Raw genomic sequence first — 16,033 nt, forward strand, 5'->3', positions numbered from 1 at the left:
CATATAATTGTTTTTTAACCATAAATTCTCCAATTGACAAATATTAGGTTAGAATAATCAAACCTTGTCAAAATTCATTGAAGGTATGATTTATGAATAGCGATAATAAAAAATCTGAAGAGTTGCCAAAGACACTGGGTCGATTTTTCTGGCATTTTATAAAGAAACAGCCCTTGGCTTTCACTGTGTTTTTTGTAGCACCGATTGCTATGGTGCTTGAAAATAATGCTATTCCCTATTCTTTGAAAATGATCATTGATGCTCTTGGGATGCACTCAAGGGAAGATAATATTTTTTCAGTGGTTGCTCCGGCTTTATGGTTAGGTGGAGGTGCCTGGTTCGCTTTAATTGTGATTTTACGTCTGCAAAATTGGTGGCAAGGTTATGTGATACCAAGATTTCAGGCCGACGTCAGAATGTCTGTCATGGAGCATTTGAGTCGCCAGTCTTATCATTATTTTTCCAATCAAATGGCGGGTGGTTTAGCTAACAAAGTCAATGACTTACCCCGTGCTCTGGATTCCATATTCAACATCATAACCTGGTATGCAATCGCTGCATTCGCTTCTATCATTGTGGCATTAATTTTGATGTGCACCATTAACTATTGGTTTGCGGTCATTTTGTTGAGCTGGATTATTTTTCAGCTTTATACCAGTTATAGATTGTCTAAAAAAGTTGATCAATATGCAAAAGAAAACGCGGAGGATAAAAGTCAGTTAAGCGGTAAAATAGTTGACAGTTTGAGTAATGCCAGTGTGGTGAAGCTTTTCGCTCGTTCTCGCGATGAGCTGGCTTATATTTCCTCAAGTCAGAATATGGAGGTACAAAGCAATAAAAAGCTGACGATTTATATGAACATATTTCGTTTGTACCTCGATATTCCAGTCACAGTGATGTTAGTGGCTATGGTGTATTTCTTGTTGACTTTTTGGAATAAAAAACTCATTACAACAGGAGATTTGGTCTTTATATTCAATGTATCGTTTTCAATCATGACTCAAATTTGGTATTTGTGCCATGCTATTGCCGAGTTCTTTCGAGAGATAGGCATAGCAAGACAAGCTATTGCTTTGCTTAGTGCACCGATAGAGGTAGACGATGCTCCTGATGCCAAGCCATTGATTGTTAAAGAAGGAAAAATAGAGTTTGATAGCGTAACTTTTCATTATAACCAGGGTAAGAAAGTATTTGAAAATAAATCAGTGATCATTAAACCTAGACAACGTGTTGGTTTGGTTGGTTTTTCGGGAAGTGGTAAAACGACCTTTATTCATTTAATTTTACGCCTATTCAATGTGGAATCTGGAAAAATTTTGATTGATGGTCAGGACATCAGCCAAGTGTCTCAAGATTCCTTGCGTTCAGCTATCAGCCTTATCCCTCAAGATACTACATTGTTTCATAGGACTCTGATGGAAAACATCCGTTATGGTAATCCTGATGCGAGTGATGATGAGGTTGTGATGGCATCAAAACAGGCATGCTGTGACGATTTTATTTCACTTTTACCCGATGGCTATAATACTTTGGTGGGTGAAAGGGGGATTAAACTATCAGGGGGGCAAAGACAACGCGTTGCAATTGCTCGTGCTATTTTAAAAAATACGAAGATTTTGATATTAGATGAGGCTACTTCACAGCTGGATTCCCTAACCGAAGAAGCCATACAAAATTCATTGTGGCAACTCATGGAATCAAAGACTACAATTGTTATTGCACATCGGTTATCAACACTATTGCATATGGATAGAATTTTAGTTTTTGAAGCAGGAAAAATAATTGAAGATGGAACTCATGAAGAGTTGTTAGCGAAGGACGGTTTATATAAATCCATGTGGGATGCTCAAGTCGGTGGATTCTTGCCCGAATCTGATCGAGACAGAGATAATTGGGATGAATAATCAGATACCAAGTGCTATGCTATAAAAATAGGCTTTCTGAAAAGTTTATTGAAAGGAGCATTGGGTTCTCAAGGGGTAGGGAATGATCATCCGGAATTATGTATTGGTTATTATCTTTTTAATGATTGTATATCCCAATGCCTATGCAATGCGGTGTGGAGATAAATTGGTCTATGAAGGGGATAGTAAATACACTGTTTTGTCTAAATGTGGGGAACCACTTGATAAATTGGTCTATGAGGAGAACGTGCCATTATATAACGCGGCTGGCTATCAGATAGGTTATGGTACTAATACAGTAGAAACCTGGATTTATCAAAAATCTCCTGTTGATTTTCAATACGAATTAATTTTTGATTATGGGAAATTAAAACAGATCAACGTAAATCGTAACCCATAATGGTAATAGTGTAAGAAGCTTTGTGAGGAAAAAAATATGAAAAAATTATTAAGCGGATTACTTATGGGTTTCTCTGCTCTGGCTTATGCAAATAACGATGTTGTCATCAATGTCAGCCCCAAAAACCCCAGTTTCGTTGTTAGCCTCGCAGCTAACCCAACTACGGGTTATCAATGGTCTGTAGTAAAATTTGACAAAGATTTGCTTACCTTAAGCAATAGCATTTATGAAAAGCCCAAGACTAATTTGATAGGTGCGGGTGGTAAAATGCTATTTGTTTTTAACTTGAATAAAGGTAAAACCTATCCCGCACAAACCAAAATGGTCTTTAAATACGCTCGATCCTGGGAGCCAGAGAGCGGAACTATAAAAAATGTAACGATTAATTTTGCCAACCCTTCAGACTAAGAGTTAAGAAAATTTATTTTTCAATAATATAGTCATAGTGCTTTATTCTATTCACTACATGCCTTTTTTTCTAAAAGGCAGATATCTAGGTTCCCAAAAGAGTCCATCAATTAATCGAGGTAGATCCTTGTCTTGATTTTTTTGAGCATAACCTGAGTCTATTGCACACTGAGCTACTGCAATAGCTATTTCTTTAGCTACAATTTGTGCATTGTCTAATGAGGGTAAGAGGGGCAAAAAGCTGTCTTTTTTACTTGGCGCAAATTTACTTAATGTCTGAGCGGCAGCTAATATCATATCTTTGGTTAAACGAGAGGCACTTACCGCCAAAACACCTAATCCAATTCCCGGGAATACCAAGGCATTGTTGCATTGAGCTATCTGTACCATTCGGTTCTGATATTCAATGGGGGCAAAAGCAGTTCCAGTAGCAATTAATGCCCGTCCTTTACTCCATGCCAATATATCTGAAGGCTGTGCTTCACATTTTTCATCAGGATTTGATAAAGGAAAAATGATTGGTCGCTCACAGGCTGTCGACATAGTTTCCACAATATCTTGTGAGAATGCGCCCGTTTGAGCTGAACAGCCAATTAAAATGGTAGGTTTGACATGCCTGATAGTGTCAGTAAAAGAAGGATGTTGTTTATTATTGATTTCCCAGGATTGTATATCTACAGAATTACGTGCATAGGGTTTTTGAGCATCAGTCAGCTCCTGGTCAGTTGCAAGTAATAAACCTTGTTTGTCTATTAACCAGAATCTGTCATAAGCATCAGTATAGCTCAATCCATTTTTTACCATCGCATCAACAATTTGATCGCTAATACCAGTACCTGCTGAGCCAGCTCCAAATACAACGATTCTGTGTTCATGTAAAGGCAATCCGGTCACATCACATGCTGCCAAAATTGCCGCCAGAGTTACTGCACCAGTTCCCTGAATATCATCATTAAAAGTACACAATTCATCTTGAAATTGATCCAGGATTCGTCGAGCATTGCCTCGGCCAAAATCTTCCCAATGTAAAAAAGCATTTGGAAATTGCTTATGAATTTCATTGACAAAAGTTTTGATAAAATCGTCATATTCAGAGCTTTTAATTCTCGTGTGACGGCAACCAAGATACATAGGGTCATTTAATAATTCCTGGTTGTTGGTTCCTACATCAAGAAATATAGGTAATGTGCGTGTCGGATCAATTCCACCACATAAACTGTAAACCATCAGTTTGGCAACAGGTATATCCATTCCTCCTATCCCTTGATCTCCAATGCCTAATACTCCTTCGCCATCAGTCACTACGACAAGGTCTATTTCTGGATTTGAGCGGTTATTAATTATTTCCTCAAGCTGGTTTTTATCTGAATGAGCGATATATAATCCTCGTGGCTGTCTGTATTCATGGCTAAAACGCTTGGCAGCAGCACCAACGATTGGTGTATAGATGATGGGAAGCATTTCCCCTAAATGACGACTTAACAGTTTGTAAAATACTATTTGGTTTTTATCATGTAAATTATTTAAATAAATATGTTGCTGCAAACGCGTCGTATAACTTGAATATTGAAGATAGGCGCGCTTTACTTGTTCATCAAGAGTTTCTACGCGGTGTGGTAACTTGCCTAAAAGACCGAAATCTTTTCTTTCTTCCTGAGTGAATGCTGTTCCTTTGTTTAATTGTGGTGTAGTAAGTAAAGGCTTCCCACATAATGTGGTTTCTATGTATAACTCGCCCGTTTGGGGATCACGATTCAAACTAAAATCAAGCATATGGTATTCTCATAAGATAGCGTTACTTGCTGACTGGTGATAATATCGACTTTTTGTAGTTTACATCAAGAGGGTGAGTATGAATAAGTACTTAGTGATAATATTAATAACTTTGGGATTGGTTTCATGTCAGTTTAAAAAAGATGAATCCTATTATCGTTCCCACCCTGCTGAACTGCAAAATGCTTTAAAATTGTGCCCTAATACAAAACCCGATGGATTAAGCTGTCAGCAACTTGAGGTAATTGGCAGGAGGATGAATAGTCTTGCTTATCAATTACAATACAATCCACAAGAGTTTGGCAACAAAATTTTGGCTTTGCAGCAAGTTATTGCCAATCAACAAAGGGAAATACAGAGTAAAAAGGATAACGCTGAATTACAAGATTCATTGAAAAGAAATCAAGATGATCTTGCTTACTATTTAGCAGTCGTAAAATGGTTAGAATCCCCTGAGAGTTAAATATGAAAATATTAGTAAGCAATGATGACGGAGTTTTGGCGCCCGGGATCAAAATTTTAGCTAATGAGCTGGCCACTTTAGGAGAAGTTAAAGTGGTTGCACCTGATAGAAATAGAAGTGGCGCCAGCAATTCTTTGACTTTAACACAACCTTTACGAGTTAAACAACTGGACAATGGTTACTATAGTGTGGATGGAACACCCACTGACTGCGTCCATCTGGCGTTAACCGGATTTTTAGAGCCTATAGCAGACATAGTCGTATCAGGCATTAATGAGGGGGCTAATTTAGGGGACGATGTACTTTACTCGGGTACGGTGGCAGCAGCTATGGAAGGTCGTTACTTGGGGTTGCCTGCTATTGCAGTCTCAATGGTAGGAGATAACATACAACATTATGAAACAGCCGCGATTATCGCCAAAGAATTGGTTATGAAATTAAGTCTTAACAAATTACCTTCTCAAACCATATTAAATGTAAATGTCCCTGATTTACCTTTGAATCAAATAAAGGGGTTGCAGGTCACCCGATTAGGAACTCGCCATAGCGCTGAGCCTATTATTAAAGAATATGATCCCAGAGGAAGGCCAATTTATTGGGTTGGGCCACCGGGCATAGAAGCAGATGCTGGAGCTGGCACGGATTTCTTTGCAATTAAAACAGGTCATGTTTCCATAACACCGCTTCATTTAGACATGACTCATTATAAACTATTTGATCATTTATCTAACTTGCTTAACGAAATTTGCATGGAAAATTAATAAATTATAAATGAGATAATGATGCGCCTATTTCGCAAACAATTAATTTGTATTTTTTTTATCTTAAGTGTTGCTGGTTGTGGGACAAGAAGTGATTTGGCTCCTGTGACTGAGTTAAAGTGGCAGCCTTATTCAAAATATCAGAAACTCCATACGGTGCGATCAGGTGAGACTCTTTATGCTATAGCATTTCGCTATGATACTGATTATAGGAGGCTTGCGATCATCAATCACTTAAAACCACCTTATTCCTTGCGAGTAGGACAAGTTTTAAGTTTAAAAGGCATTGTGCCAAAATCAAATCACTTTCATTCAGCCCCCAGGCCTAACTTACATATTCTCTATAAGCCAAAACAAAAAATTATTTATTCTCCAGCTTATAATGTACGTTCTTCTTCTGGTTGGTTATGGCCAGTTACTGGTCGTGTTGTTACAACATTTATCCCTTCTCAGGGGAAAAAAGGCATAAATATTGCATGTAACAGAGGAGATAAAGTAAGAGCTTCAGCGAGTGGAGTTGTGGCTTATGCTGGCAGCGGTTTGGCTGGGTATGGTAATTTAATTATTATTAAACACAGTAATGAATATTTAACTGCATACGGCAACAATGCCAGAAACCTAGTGACAGAAGGACAGCGCGTTAATGCAGGGCAGGTAATAGCAGAAGCTGGTTTAATAGATAGATCATACTGGGGTGTGCATTTTGAAATTAGAAGAGCAGGAGTGCCAGTTAATCCATTGAATTATCTACAAAAAGGTTGACATATAACTTATAGTTATAGCAACAATAAGCTTGTTAAGAAGTAAAAAACTATTTCAAGGCATAGCTCAACATATAGGTGATACAATGCAAGATGAAGAAGAGCCAATTAAGGACAAGGAATTTAAAGAAGAGGAATGGTCTGAGCCAGACGATGATTCTCTGCTGTCAGAAGAGGATGTTGAACCAGATATCGAGAAAATGGAAGAAGAGCTTGATGAATTTCCAGAGTTTATTGATGAGGAAGCTTTTCCTTCATTCCAACGCGGGAAAAATATTGCCAAGGCTTTAGATGCGACTCAACTTTACCTGGGTGAAATTGGTTTTTCTCCTTTGTTAACTGCTGAAGAAGAAATCCATTATGCGACTCTTGCCTTGAAAGGTGATATGGAAGCACGCAAGAAAATGATTGAGTCGAATTTGCGCCTGGTGGTTAAAATAGCCAGACGTTATCTTAATAGAGGATTACCCCTTCTGGATTTAATCGAAGAGGGTAACTTGGGTTTAATGAAGTCCGTTGAGAAATTTGATCCCAAGCGAGGGTTCCGTTTTTCAACTTATGCGACCTGGTGGATTAGGCAAACCATAGAACGCGCGATTATGAATCAAACGAGAACTATCCGCTTGCCTATTCATGTGGTGAAAGAACTTAATGTTTATCTCAGAGCGGCAAGACAATTGACGCAAAAACTGGATCATGAACCATCCCCTGAAGAAATAGCAGAAATGGTTGATAAGCCTTTGGAGGATGTTCAAAAATTATTAGGATTGAATGATAAAGTTGCTTCAGTTGATACCCCAATTGGATTTGATGAAACCAAATCTTTATTGGATACGATTGCTGATGAAAACAGTTTAAATCCAGCAGAACTGTTAACCAATGAGAATTTAAGACAACATATAGAATCTCTTTTGGATAAATTAACTGAGAACCAACAGCAGGTTATCGCAAGACGCTTTGGGTTAAGAGGTTTTGAAAAAGCGACGCTAGAAGATGTTGGTAAGGAAATTGATTTGACCCGTGAACGCGTTCGCCAAATTCAGGTTGAAGCTTTGAAGACACTAAGGACTTTGTTAGAGCGGGTTGGGCTAACACAAGAGGATTTGTTTTGATTTATTATCAGGTTGATTAATCATTTTTCAGTTAGGTCAAATTTGACCTAACTGAAATTAAATTAATTATCGACAATTTTTCATCTTAAAAAGCAGTCAATTTATTGGCTAAACTCTGTTTTAAAGCCTTGCCAACAATTAAGATAATCCATTTGCCTACTGGGATGCCGATAGGCTTGCTCAGTAACTTGCCAGTAGTCTTTGGTTTCAAACATAAAGGCCAAGGAGTTGATGTAATTTGGTTTTAACTCCTGTGATGCAGCAATTTCGTAGGATTCATAATCGGGGCCATGTGGAGTCATGCAGTTATGGATGCTGATACCACCCGGTGTGAATCCTTCCTTCTTGGCGTCATATTCACCATAGACAAGCCCCATCAGTTCGTTCATGTAATTTCTGTGAAAATAAGGTGGTCTAAATGTATGTTCGGCAACCATCCAGCGAGGTGGGAAAATGACAAAGTCCAAGTTAGAAACGCCGGATATTTCGCTTTCTGAAGTTAATACGGTAAATATGGAAGGATCGGGGTGATCGAAACTTACCGTGTTAATTGTATTGAACAAACCAAGATCATAACAATATGGTGCATAATTGCCATGCCAGGCTACGACATTTAAAGGAGAGTGGTTGCAAACTGCAAACCATAATTTTTTCTGGTTTTTACAGATTATAGTATGCTCGCCTTTTGATTCTTCAAATGCGGCTATGGGGTATTGAAAATGTCGGGGGTTTGCCAAACCATTGGCTCCAATGGGGCCTAATTGTGGTAAGGTTAGGGGATTTCCACTATTTTCACAAAGATAACCTTTCGCTTCCTTACTGATCACTTCCACTTTAAATTTAACGCCGCGCGGTATCACCGCGATCGACCCGGGAGAGAGCATTAACTTGCCAAATTCAGTATGCAACTGGATCTCACCTGTGTATGGAACAAATAACAACTCGCCATCATTGTTGGCAAAATATTTATCGCTCATGGAATGGTTGCAATAATAAGTATAGGCATTAACTAACTGGCTACCGGCAATATGAAACAGTCCTTCAACAAAATCACATTTGATTTGAGAACTATTATAAAGAGGTGACCAACGCATGGCATTGGGTGACAACTCCTCAACAAAAGGTTGCGTTATATTAATCTCATAAGGGTAATAGATTCCCTGAGTAACAGTAGGAAGTATTCTATATAGCCAGCTCCGAAGATTATTATGTCGGGGACGGGTGAATGAGGTTCCACTTAATTGTTCTGCATAAAGTCCCAAGTTGCAGCGTTGGGGTGAATTTTGATTTGGAGGTAATGCTCCTTTAACAGCTTCGCTGTGGTGATAATTACCAAATCCTTGCAAATACACTGTTCAATCTCCTTCAAGATTTTTTTGATGGTGCTAGGATAGTCCAAAAAAGTTCAGATTGTCGAGAGCATCGATGACTTTAGTCATTCTTTTTGGTGTTAGAGCATTGTATAATCTCCAAATAAAAATTCATTTAGAGGTGATGTAATGGCAGGTCATAGTAAATGGGCTAATATCAAATTCCGTAAAGGTGTTCAGGATGCCAAAAGAGGAAAAATATTTACTAAATTAATTCGTGAAATTACTGTAGCTGCGCGTATGGGTGGGGGAGATGAGTCAAGTAATCCGCGCTTGAGAGATGCTGTTAAAAAAGCCCTGAACGCCAATATGAAGCGTGATACCATCGATAATGCTGTCAAGCGAGGGGTGGGAGGAGTTGATGGTGATGCTATGATCGCCATGCGTTATGAGGGTTACGGACCAGGAGGTGTTGCTATACTGGTAGATTGTTTGTCTGACAATAAAAATCGAACAGTTTCGGAGGTTCGACATGCTTTTTCAAAACATGGAGGTAATTTAGGTACCGATGGTTCAGTATCCTACCTTTTCACTAACCAAGGTGAAATTCTGATGGCTTCCAATCAGCCGGAAGATAAGGTGATGGAGATTGCAATTGATGCTGGTGCTTCTGATGTTGCTGCAGAGGATGGTCAGATAGAGATCATCACCCCAGTGGAATCTTACCATACTGTCTTAAATGCTTTGCAAGATGCTGGTTTAGAGGTTGAGCAGTCTCATTTAACTATGCGCGCACAAACTTTGGTCCCAATCAGTGATGAAACGGCTGAAAGTTTAATTAAACTGATTGATATGCTTGAAGACCTGGATGACGTGCAAGAAGTTTACAGCAACGCTGAATTCTCTGAAAAAATACTAGAATCAATGAATTAATGACGATTATATTAGGGATAGATCCAGGCTCACGAGTTACAGGATATGGGTTAATTAAAGAATCTGGCCGTAAAATCGAGTACATCGATAGTGGCTGTATTCGCACATCAAATGATGCAGAATTAAGCCATAAATTATTGCAAATATATGATGGAATATGCGAACTAATGGATCATTATTCGCCAACTGAAGTTGCTATTGAGCAGATATTTATGCATAACAATCCTAATTCAGCTTTAAAGTTAGGACATGCGCGTGGGGTTGCTATGGTAGCAGCAGCCTCGCATCGTGCGAAAATTTGTGAGTATTCAGCGAGAGAAATAAAGCAAAGTGTAGTTGGTTATGGGGCCGCTGAAAAAGATCAAGTGAGTCATATGGTTGTAGAGCTTCTTCAGCTCAATCGAGCTCCTCAAAAAGATGCTGCCGATGCTTTGGCAATAGCAATATGTCATAGCCATATGAGAAATGGTTTGTCAAAATTAATCGGTTCAAGAGGAACAAAACGAAGGAGAATGAGACTATGATAGGTTGGCTCCATGGTCAAATTGTAGATAAGCATCAGCCAGGAAAATTGGTTCTTGATGTCAATGGAGTGGGGTATGATGTAGAAACCTCTTTGAATACTTTTTTTCAGATAGAAAATGATAATCATCCTGTTGGATTACATATTCATACCATAGTTCGAGAAGATGCCTTGTTATTGTATGGCTTCCTGGATAAAGAGGAGCGTTCCTTATTCAGAGCTTTAATTAAAGTGAATGGGGTAGGCCCAAAACTGGCTATGGCTATTTTATCCAGTATTTCTCCTAAGGAATTTATTCAGTGTATTCATCAGGAGAATGCTGCTTTGTTAACCAAGTTACCTGGCATAGGTAAGAAAACTGCAGAACGCTTAGTAGTTGAAATGAGAGACAGTATAAAGCAATTTGATGGTTCGGTTTCTGATACTTTCCAAAAACAGGAAGGTAGTACTCATAGTCAACAAGAGGCGATCAGCGCGTTGGAGGCATTGGGCTATAAGCCACAAGAGGCTTGGAAAGTTGTGAATAAAATTGATAATGGTAATAAGAGTTGTGAGCAGTTGATTCGTGAGGCTTTGCAAATTCTTTCTTCGCGATGATATTGTAACTGCGAGCGATAAAAAGATATCAAATTCTCGATAATCAACAGGAGCATTTATGAAAAAAATGATCGGTTTTGTGGTAAGTGCGATACTAAGCTTTGTTGTCAATGCGGCTGATTCTCAAGACAATACTTATAAATATCCAACTGATAAAGGTAAAGTGACTCCGAGTAGGCCAATTCAGAGAAATGCAGAACAGTCTAAGGCTATTACAGCTGATGCAGCCTCTTCAAGTACCACAGAAAAGGTAACTTCTCAACAGATGAAAGAGAATAAAAACAGTGTAAAGGAAGCGAAATATCATGCTCAAAAGAAGGAAGAAGAAGCAAAGACCTCTACCGACACCCAGAAGCATGAAGCAGACTCTCCAAGCTAAAGGCGGTATTAATTGAATTAGTTGAATTAGTCAGATTAAGTTGAAACTAATTCAGATGAACACTCTATAAGTGTTTTTTAAATAGGAAATCTTCTGCCATCTTTGCTTTGCTCTTCCTCAATTTTCTCATTTTTTTCAGTTTTCTCACTAATTTGTGTCTTTATTTGAGGAGGATTTTTTTCTATTTCTGATGACAAACTTTGTGCTCTTTGTCTCTGAGGAGTAGGTTGTGGTGCTTTTTCACAGAGTTCATCCAAGATATGGGTGTAGGAACATGGATAACACTTGGTTTCATAAGCAATGCTCTTAAGTTTCTCTTTTACATGTCTATCATTTAAGTAATAGGTTAAAAACTCTTTAAAACTCTTGTCGTCTTTAAACTGCATCCAACCTGCATTAGCATCAAAATAGTCGATGAGGAAACCTTGAGGTGTCGGTTTAGTTCGTTTGTGGATAGCAACAACATGTCCGGAATTACTATTAGTATAACTAACAAAGGTAACAGATTTACCATACTTGTTTAATTCAGACATTATTCGATCAATGAATTCTTCAAACTGTTTTTCTGGTTCAGACTCCACTGTATCCTCATAATTCAGAGAGATATGTTCTTTTTGAGACTGTTGAGTTTCATAGATTTTAGGATTAAGACGGACAAAATCATTAAAACTTGGTATTGCCTGTAGTATTTTATCCGTTGCTTTGGTTGGCTGAATAGATACCTCTTGATTACCTCGAAAGCCCATAAATCTGTCTTTCTTTATCACGTCTTTTGCCCAATGCCTGGATAAGCCGTAACACATCCCACTTTTTAAACCCATGCCTGGAAGCATTGCCTGACTACAATGGAGAACAATCCGACCACCTAGTTCACGACATTTATCTTGATGCCGATAGGCCTGCAAATTTGTACCATGCTGAACTATGATTTTCTGTAACTCCTTCGTTTTCGCAGCCGTTGTAGTGCATCCAATCGATAAATATTTTAACGCGTGAGCTAAGGGCTCTTGTCCATCAATAATGGCTATCATTCGTTGCTTTTCAATTTCTCCTTCCAATTGAAGCAAGGATACGTCTTGTGACAAGTTTGGAGTAACCACTGGATTTGAAATATGTTCGACTTTTAATTTCATCAACAAAATCAATTGACTAAGTTTTTGATAATATTTATCTTTACAATACGAGTATTCCAATTCATATTCAATTAGATACAGGATTGATGGATTATCTTGTTCTAAAAGACTGTGAATTTTTTTAAGAAAGGAGTCTTCGCTACTAGCCTCGTCTAAAAATTGTAAAAAACCCTTCTTTAGATTTTGATAATTCTTTTCAAAATCCCCGTTTATACAACTCTCTATGAGTTTTAAATCACTCTCAATTTTTTGAATCATTTCATGCCGACGTTTATCTTTGTCTGGTGCCATCTCTGAATTTATTTTTTTCAATGAAGCAGATAATTGTTCGAGTTGCTCTTTCATGGTTTTTACCGCTAACTCAAATGTGCGTGGTTGATGAGCTTTATATTGAACATTTAAGAGTTTTTCAGAGTATTTATCAATAATCTTTTTCTGCTCTGGATTTAGCTTTACCAAGTCAGCTTCAATGACAGCCGCTATTGCATTTGGGATTTGAGGCATTTTGATTAAAAATTAGACTGCATATTTATATTATGGACTATATGTATTAATTTGTATAGATAAAGGCTTACAGCAAGTTACCTCAAAAGAAATATTACCGAAAATAGGAAATTTTAGATTCATTGCCTCATAATTAGTATTACCGAAAAAGAAAAATAAGAAGGGACAATTTTTATGGGGAAGTTATCAATCTGAGTTATAGTAAAAATTGTGTATGTTATTAATTGAAAAAAAGAAAGGGCGGTGTAGTTATTATTAACTGATGAGGGTTATATTTAATTATTGAGTTTATTTTGGTTTTGATTTGATGGGTAAGTAAACTCTTACAATCAGGCCTGTGCCAATTTTAGGTGAATCAAGCACGACTCTTCCGCCGTGAAGTGCGCAAATTTGCTGTACGATAGCCAAACCCAGACCACTGCCCGGGCTTTTGTTTCCTAATACCCTAAAGAATCTTTCAAAAACTCGTTTTTGTAATTCAGGCGGGATCCCGGGGCCATTGTCACATACTTCGAGTATGATTTCGTTATTATGTTTTAATAATCGAACAATGACTCTTCCATTTTCCATCGAGTATCGAATGGAATTGTCAACCAGATTGCGTATTAATATTCCTAAGGCGGTTGGATTTCCATAAATTTTAGGCATTTTCTCATCGGTTTCAAATTCCAGTTCAATTTGTTTTTCAACTGCAGACGGAGCCAACATGGCTAATATTTCACGAGTTAATTTACTTAGATTGACTTCATCTTGCTCATGTAGTTCTGTAGCCTCTGGTACAAGTTTACTCATGGTTAGTAACTGCTGCACTATATGTGTGCTTCGATTAACGCTGGCAATTAATTTTTGTAAAGCCTGATTTTTCTCTTCTATATCATTGGAGTTCAAAGCTACTTGAGCTTGGGCTTTAAGTGCTGCAAGAGGAGTTCTCAACTCATGTGCCGCATCGGCAGCAAATCGTTTTTCACGCTCAAACCCTTCCTTGAGCCGAAAAAATAATTTATTTAATTCATCAATTACAGGTTTAATTTCTTCAGGAACTTCTTGTAAATCAACGGGTTCCAGGTGACTTGGCGCACGGTTAGCAACCTCTTCTGCTACTCTATCCAGACTGTCTAGTCCTCTTCCAATAATGATCCATATCAATAGTCCTGATAATGGAAAAGTAAGCAACATAATATAGAGATCATCTTGGGCAATTCTGTGACCCAGCTCATTTCTGGTATCGTAACGTTCTGCCAGTACAGTACGAATTCCTGCTTTGTCATTATAGGTTGTGAATACTCGCCAATCTTGGTTAGAGATTCTTTTATCGCTAAAGCCGTCTGTCTCTGCTGTTAATGGTATTTTAGGGGCTGTAGGTGAATGTAATAGTAATTTACCTCCATTGGTCCAGACTTGAAAGTTAAATTTATCCAAATAATTTTCTTGGGGTTCGTCATTTAAATATCTTTTTTGATAATAAGTATTAATTTTTTGGGGAATAGATTCTAGGGCATTTTGAATTTTTGCAAGAGGTCTTTGATGAAGATCATCCCCTAACAAGGCTTGATAGGATAGTGCAGAGATAGCCATCAGTGTATCGAGGTGGTCTTGAATATCTTTTTGATCAAGATAATAGTTACCAATAGCAGTCAATGTTGTAGTAATAGTAATTGCAAGGAGCAGATTAATTAATAAAAATTTTCGAATGGATGATTTCACGATAGAAGTACACTGTCATTTTTTTCAGCCATATATCCCACACCACGTATCGTGCGGATAAAGTTTGCATTAAGTTTTTTACGTAAATTATGGATATGAACTTCGAGAGCATTACTGTCCACGTCTTCTTCCCAGCCATAAATACTCTGCATTAATTGCTCTCGAGATAAGACCTGACCACTGTTTTCAAGTAATTTCTGCAATAGAGCAAATTCTCTTCTTGGAACATTCACGAGTACATCATCGACAAATACAGAATGAGCGGCTGGATCAAGAGTAATATTTTTATATTGCAACACTGAATCAGCTCTACCCTGAGATCGCCTTACCAAGGCTCTAATTCTTGCACTTAATTCATTTAAATCAAAAGGTTTAATAAGATAATCGTCAGCGCCACTATCTAAGCCTTTTACCCGATCTTCTATTGATTCTCGAGCTGTCAAAATAATGACAGGTGTGGCATTTCCATCATGTCTGATGTTTTGCAATAATGATAAACCGGTTAATTTAGGTAATCCCAAATCAAGAATAATTAATTCAAAAGACTCTGATTTGAGAGCTGCCCGTGCAGCTTCGCCATCTTTTAGCCAGTCAACAACATACCCAAATTGTGTTAGTCCGGCTTTTACTGCGTCACCAAGCAGCTCATCGTCTTCAACAAGTAATAATCTCATCGGTGCTCCTACTTTTTCTCTTATTACATGCCATATTTTCTGCAGATACAGAGATGTCACTATTGTTTTTCAAAGCTTTTTTCATCGGTGTGTTTTGTTAAATAAAAAGCTTGAATCAAAACAAAAAGTAAAGTAAACCCAACACCACCAAATAATTTAAAATTAACCCATACATCCGTATCATAATGATAGGCAACATATAAATTTAATGCCCCCATCACTATAAAAAATAATGTCCACGCCAAATTAAGTCGATACCATATTTTTGTTGTTAAATTGATGTTTGTTTCCATCATTTTTTGGATTAGTGGCTTAGATCCTATATAACCTGAACCATAAAATACAAGTGCAGATAACCAGTAGATTCCTGTTGGCTTCCATTTGATAAACCAAGGGTTTTGAAAGAATAACGTTGCTCCTCCCAAGACCATAATGATAGCCAAACTAAACAAATGCATTTTTTCATAATGCTGAAATTTTAATCTGTAGAGCGCGACTTGAGTTAATGAGGCTACCATAGCAACAGCAGTAGCGGTATAAATGCCAAAAAATTTATAGACTATAAAAAATAAAACGATAGGAAAAAAATCAAATAGTAATTTCATATATTGTTTAATTTATCAATTAATTATTATCATTATAACACAAGTTTTAGAACTCACCTGCAAGCTTCATACCGTATTAACAAAATAAT

Annotated in this window: 17 protein-coding genes; 11 read left to right on the forward strand and 6 right to left on the reverse strand. The window is 37.6% G+C overall.

Going from position 1 to position 16,033, the window contains the following annotated elements:
* The first annotated feature begins 92 nt into the window (after positions 1–92).
* From OQJ02_RS05870 to OQJ02_RS05880, 3 genes are all read left to right on the forward strand, one after another.
* Positions 93–1,904, forward strand: a complete 1,812-nt coding sequence (locus OQJ02_RS05870; protein WP_265718299.1) for an ABC transporter ATP-binding protein — start codon at positions 93–95, stop codon at positions 1,902–1,904.
* Positions 1,905–1,986: 82 nt separating this feature from the next.
* Positions 1,987–2,304, forward strand: a complete 318-nt coding sequence (locus OQJ02_RS05875) for a DUF2845 domain-containing protein (protein WP_265718300.1) — start codon at positions 1,987–1,989, stop codon at positions 2,302–2,304.
* Between the two features lie 36 nt (positions 2,305–2,340).
* The gene (locus OQJ02_RS05880; protein WP_265718301.1) at positions 2,341–2,712 is read left to right on the forward strand and encodes a protease inhibitor I42 family protein; all 372 of its coding nucleotides are present in this window, start codon (positions 2,341–2,343) and stop codon (positions 2,710–2,712) included.
* Positions 2,713–2,766: 54 nt separating this feature from the next.
* On the opposite strand, the gene OQJ02_RS05885 is transcribed toward OQJ02_RS05880, so the two are convergent.
* The gene (locus OQJ02_RS05885; RefSeq protein WP_265718302.1) at positions 2,767–4,485 is read right to left on the reverse strand and encodes an NAD-dependent malic enzyme; all 1,719 of its coding nucleotides are present in this window, start codon (positions 4,483–4,485) and stop codon (positions 2,767–2,769) included.
* A 79-nt stretch (positions 4,486–4,564) separates the two neighbouring features.
* Between OQJ02_RS05885 and OQJ02_RS05890 the strand changes: the two genes are divergently transcribed.
* The 4 genes from OQJ02_RS05890 to rpoS all read left to right on the forward strand — a co-directional run bounded on the left by OQJ02_RS05890 (position 4,565) and on the right by rpoS (position 7,582).
* A complete protein-coding gene (locus OQJ02_RS05890; protein ID WP_265718303.1) occupies positions 4,565–4,948 on the forward strand; it encodes a hypothetical protein in 384 nt (127 codons plus the stop codon).
* A 2-nt stretch (positions 4,949–4,950) separates the two neighbouring features.
* Complete coding sequence (gene surE, locus OQJ02_RS05895) at positions 4,951–5,709, forward strand: 5'/3'-nucleotidase SurE (RefSeq protein ID WP_265718304.1); 759 nt, start codon at positions 4,951–4,953, stop codon at positions 5,707–5,709.
* Positions 5,710–5,727: 18 nt separating this feature from the next.
* On the forward strand, positions 5,728–6,471 hold the full coding sequence (locus OQJ02_RS05900) for a peptidoglycan DD-metalloendopeptidase family protein (protein ID WP_265718305.1): 744 nt from the start codon (positions 5,728–5,730) through the stop codon (positions 6,469–6,471).
* Positions 6,472–6,556: 85 nt separating this feature from the next.
* Entirely contained in the window at positions 6,557–7,582 is a 1,026-nt protein-coding gene (rpoS, locus tag OQJ02_RS05905; RefSeq protein ID WP_027226811.1) for an RNA polymerase sigma factor RpoS, read from the forward strand.
* A gap of 101 nt (positions 7,583–7,683) precedes the next feature.
* Here rpoS and hmgA read toward each other — a convergent pair whose 3' ends face one another.
* On the reverse strand, positions 7,684–8,934 hold the full coding sequence (gene hmgA / locus OQJ02_RS05910) for a homogentisate 1,2-dioxygenase (RefSeq protein ID WP_265718306.1): 1,251 nt from the start codon (positions 8,932–8,934) through the stop codon (positions 7,684–7,686).
* A 147-nt stretch (positions 8,935–9,081) separates the two neighbouring features.
* Here hmgA and OQJ02_RS05915 point away from each other — a divergent pair, with 147 nt between their 5' ends.
* From OQJ02_RS05915 to OQJ02_RS05930, 4 genes are read left to right on the forward strand one after another with little or no spacing between them, the layout of a single operon-like run.
* On the forward strand, positions 9,082–9,825 hold the full coding sequence (locus tag OQJ02_RS05915) for a YebC/PmpR family DNA-binding transcriptional regulator (protein WP_265718307.1): 744 nt from the start codon (positions 9,082–9,084) through the stop codon (positions 9,823–9,825).
* Positions 9,825–10,349, forward strand: a complete 525-nt coding sequence (gene ruvC / locus OQJ02_RS05920) for a crossover junction endodeoxyribonuclease RuvC (RefSeq protein ID WP_265718308.1) — start codon at positions 9,825–9,827, stop codon at positions 10,347–10,349. The genes OQJ02_RS05915 and ruvC overlap by 1 nt, the downstream gene beginning before the upstream one ends.
* Positions 10,346–10,945, forward strand: a complete 600-nt coding sequence (ruvA, locus tag OQJ02_RS05925) for a Holliday junction branch migration protein RuvA (RefSeq protein WP_265718309.1) — start codon at positions 10,346–10,348, stop codon at positions 10,943–10,945. The genes ruvC and ruvA overlap by 4 nt, the downstream gene beginning before the upstream one ends.
* Before the next feature lie 58 nt (positions 10,946–11,003).
* Positions 11,004–11,324 (forward strand): hypothetical protein, encoded by a 321-nt coding sequence (locus OQJ02_RS05930; RefSeq protein ID WP_265718310.1) that lies wholly within the window; start codon positions 11,004–11,006, stop codon positions 11,322–11,324.
* A 77-nt stretch (positions 11,325–11,401) separates the two neighbouring features.
* Here the strand turns inward: OQJ02_RS05930 and lem8 are convergent, their stop codons facing one another.
* The 4 genes from lem8 to OQJ02_RS05950 form a co-directional block, all read right to left on the reverse strand.
* Complete coding sequence (gene lem8, locus OQJ02_RS05935; RefSeq protein WP_265718311.1) at positions 11,402–12,961, reverse strand: Dot/Icm T4SS effector Lem8; 1,560 nt, start codon at positions 12,959–12,961, stop codon at positions 11,402–11,404.
* A 288-nt stretch (positions 12,962–13,249) separates the two neighbouring features.
* Complete coding sequence (locus OQJ02_RS05940; protein WP_265718312.1) at positions 13,250–14,665, reverse strand: ATP-binding protein; 1,416 nt, start codon at positions 14,663–14,665, stop codon at positions 13,250–13,252.
* Positions 14,662–15,339, reverse strand: coding sequence for a response regulator (locus OQJ02_RS05945; protein WP_265718313.1), 678 nt, complete (start codon positions 15,337–15,339; stop codon positions 14,662–14,664). Before OQJ02_RS05945 ends, OQJ02_RS05940 begins: the two co-directional genes overlap by 4 nt.
* 59 nt (positions 15,340–15,398) lie before the next feature.
* Entirely contained in the window at positions 15,399–15,944 is a 546-nt protein-coding gene (locus tag OQJ02_RS05950; protein ID WP_265718314.1) for a septation protein A, read from the reverse strand.
* Between the last annotated feature and the right edge of the window lie 89 nt (positions 15,945–16,033).

This window comes from Legionella sp. PATHC032, from assembly GCF_026191185.1.
Taxonomy (GTDB): Bacteria; Pseudomonadota; Gammaproteobacteria; order Legionellales; family Legionellaceae; genus Legionella.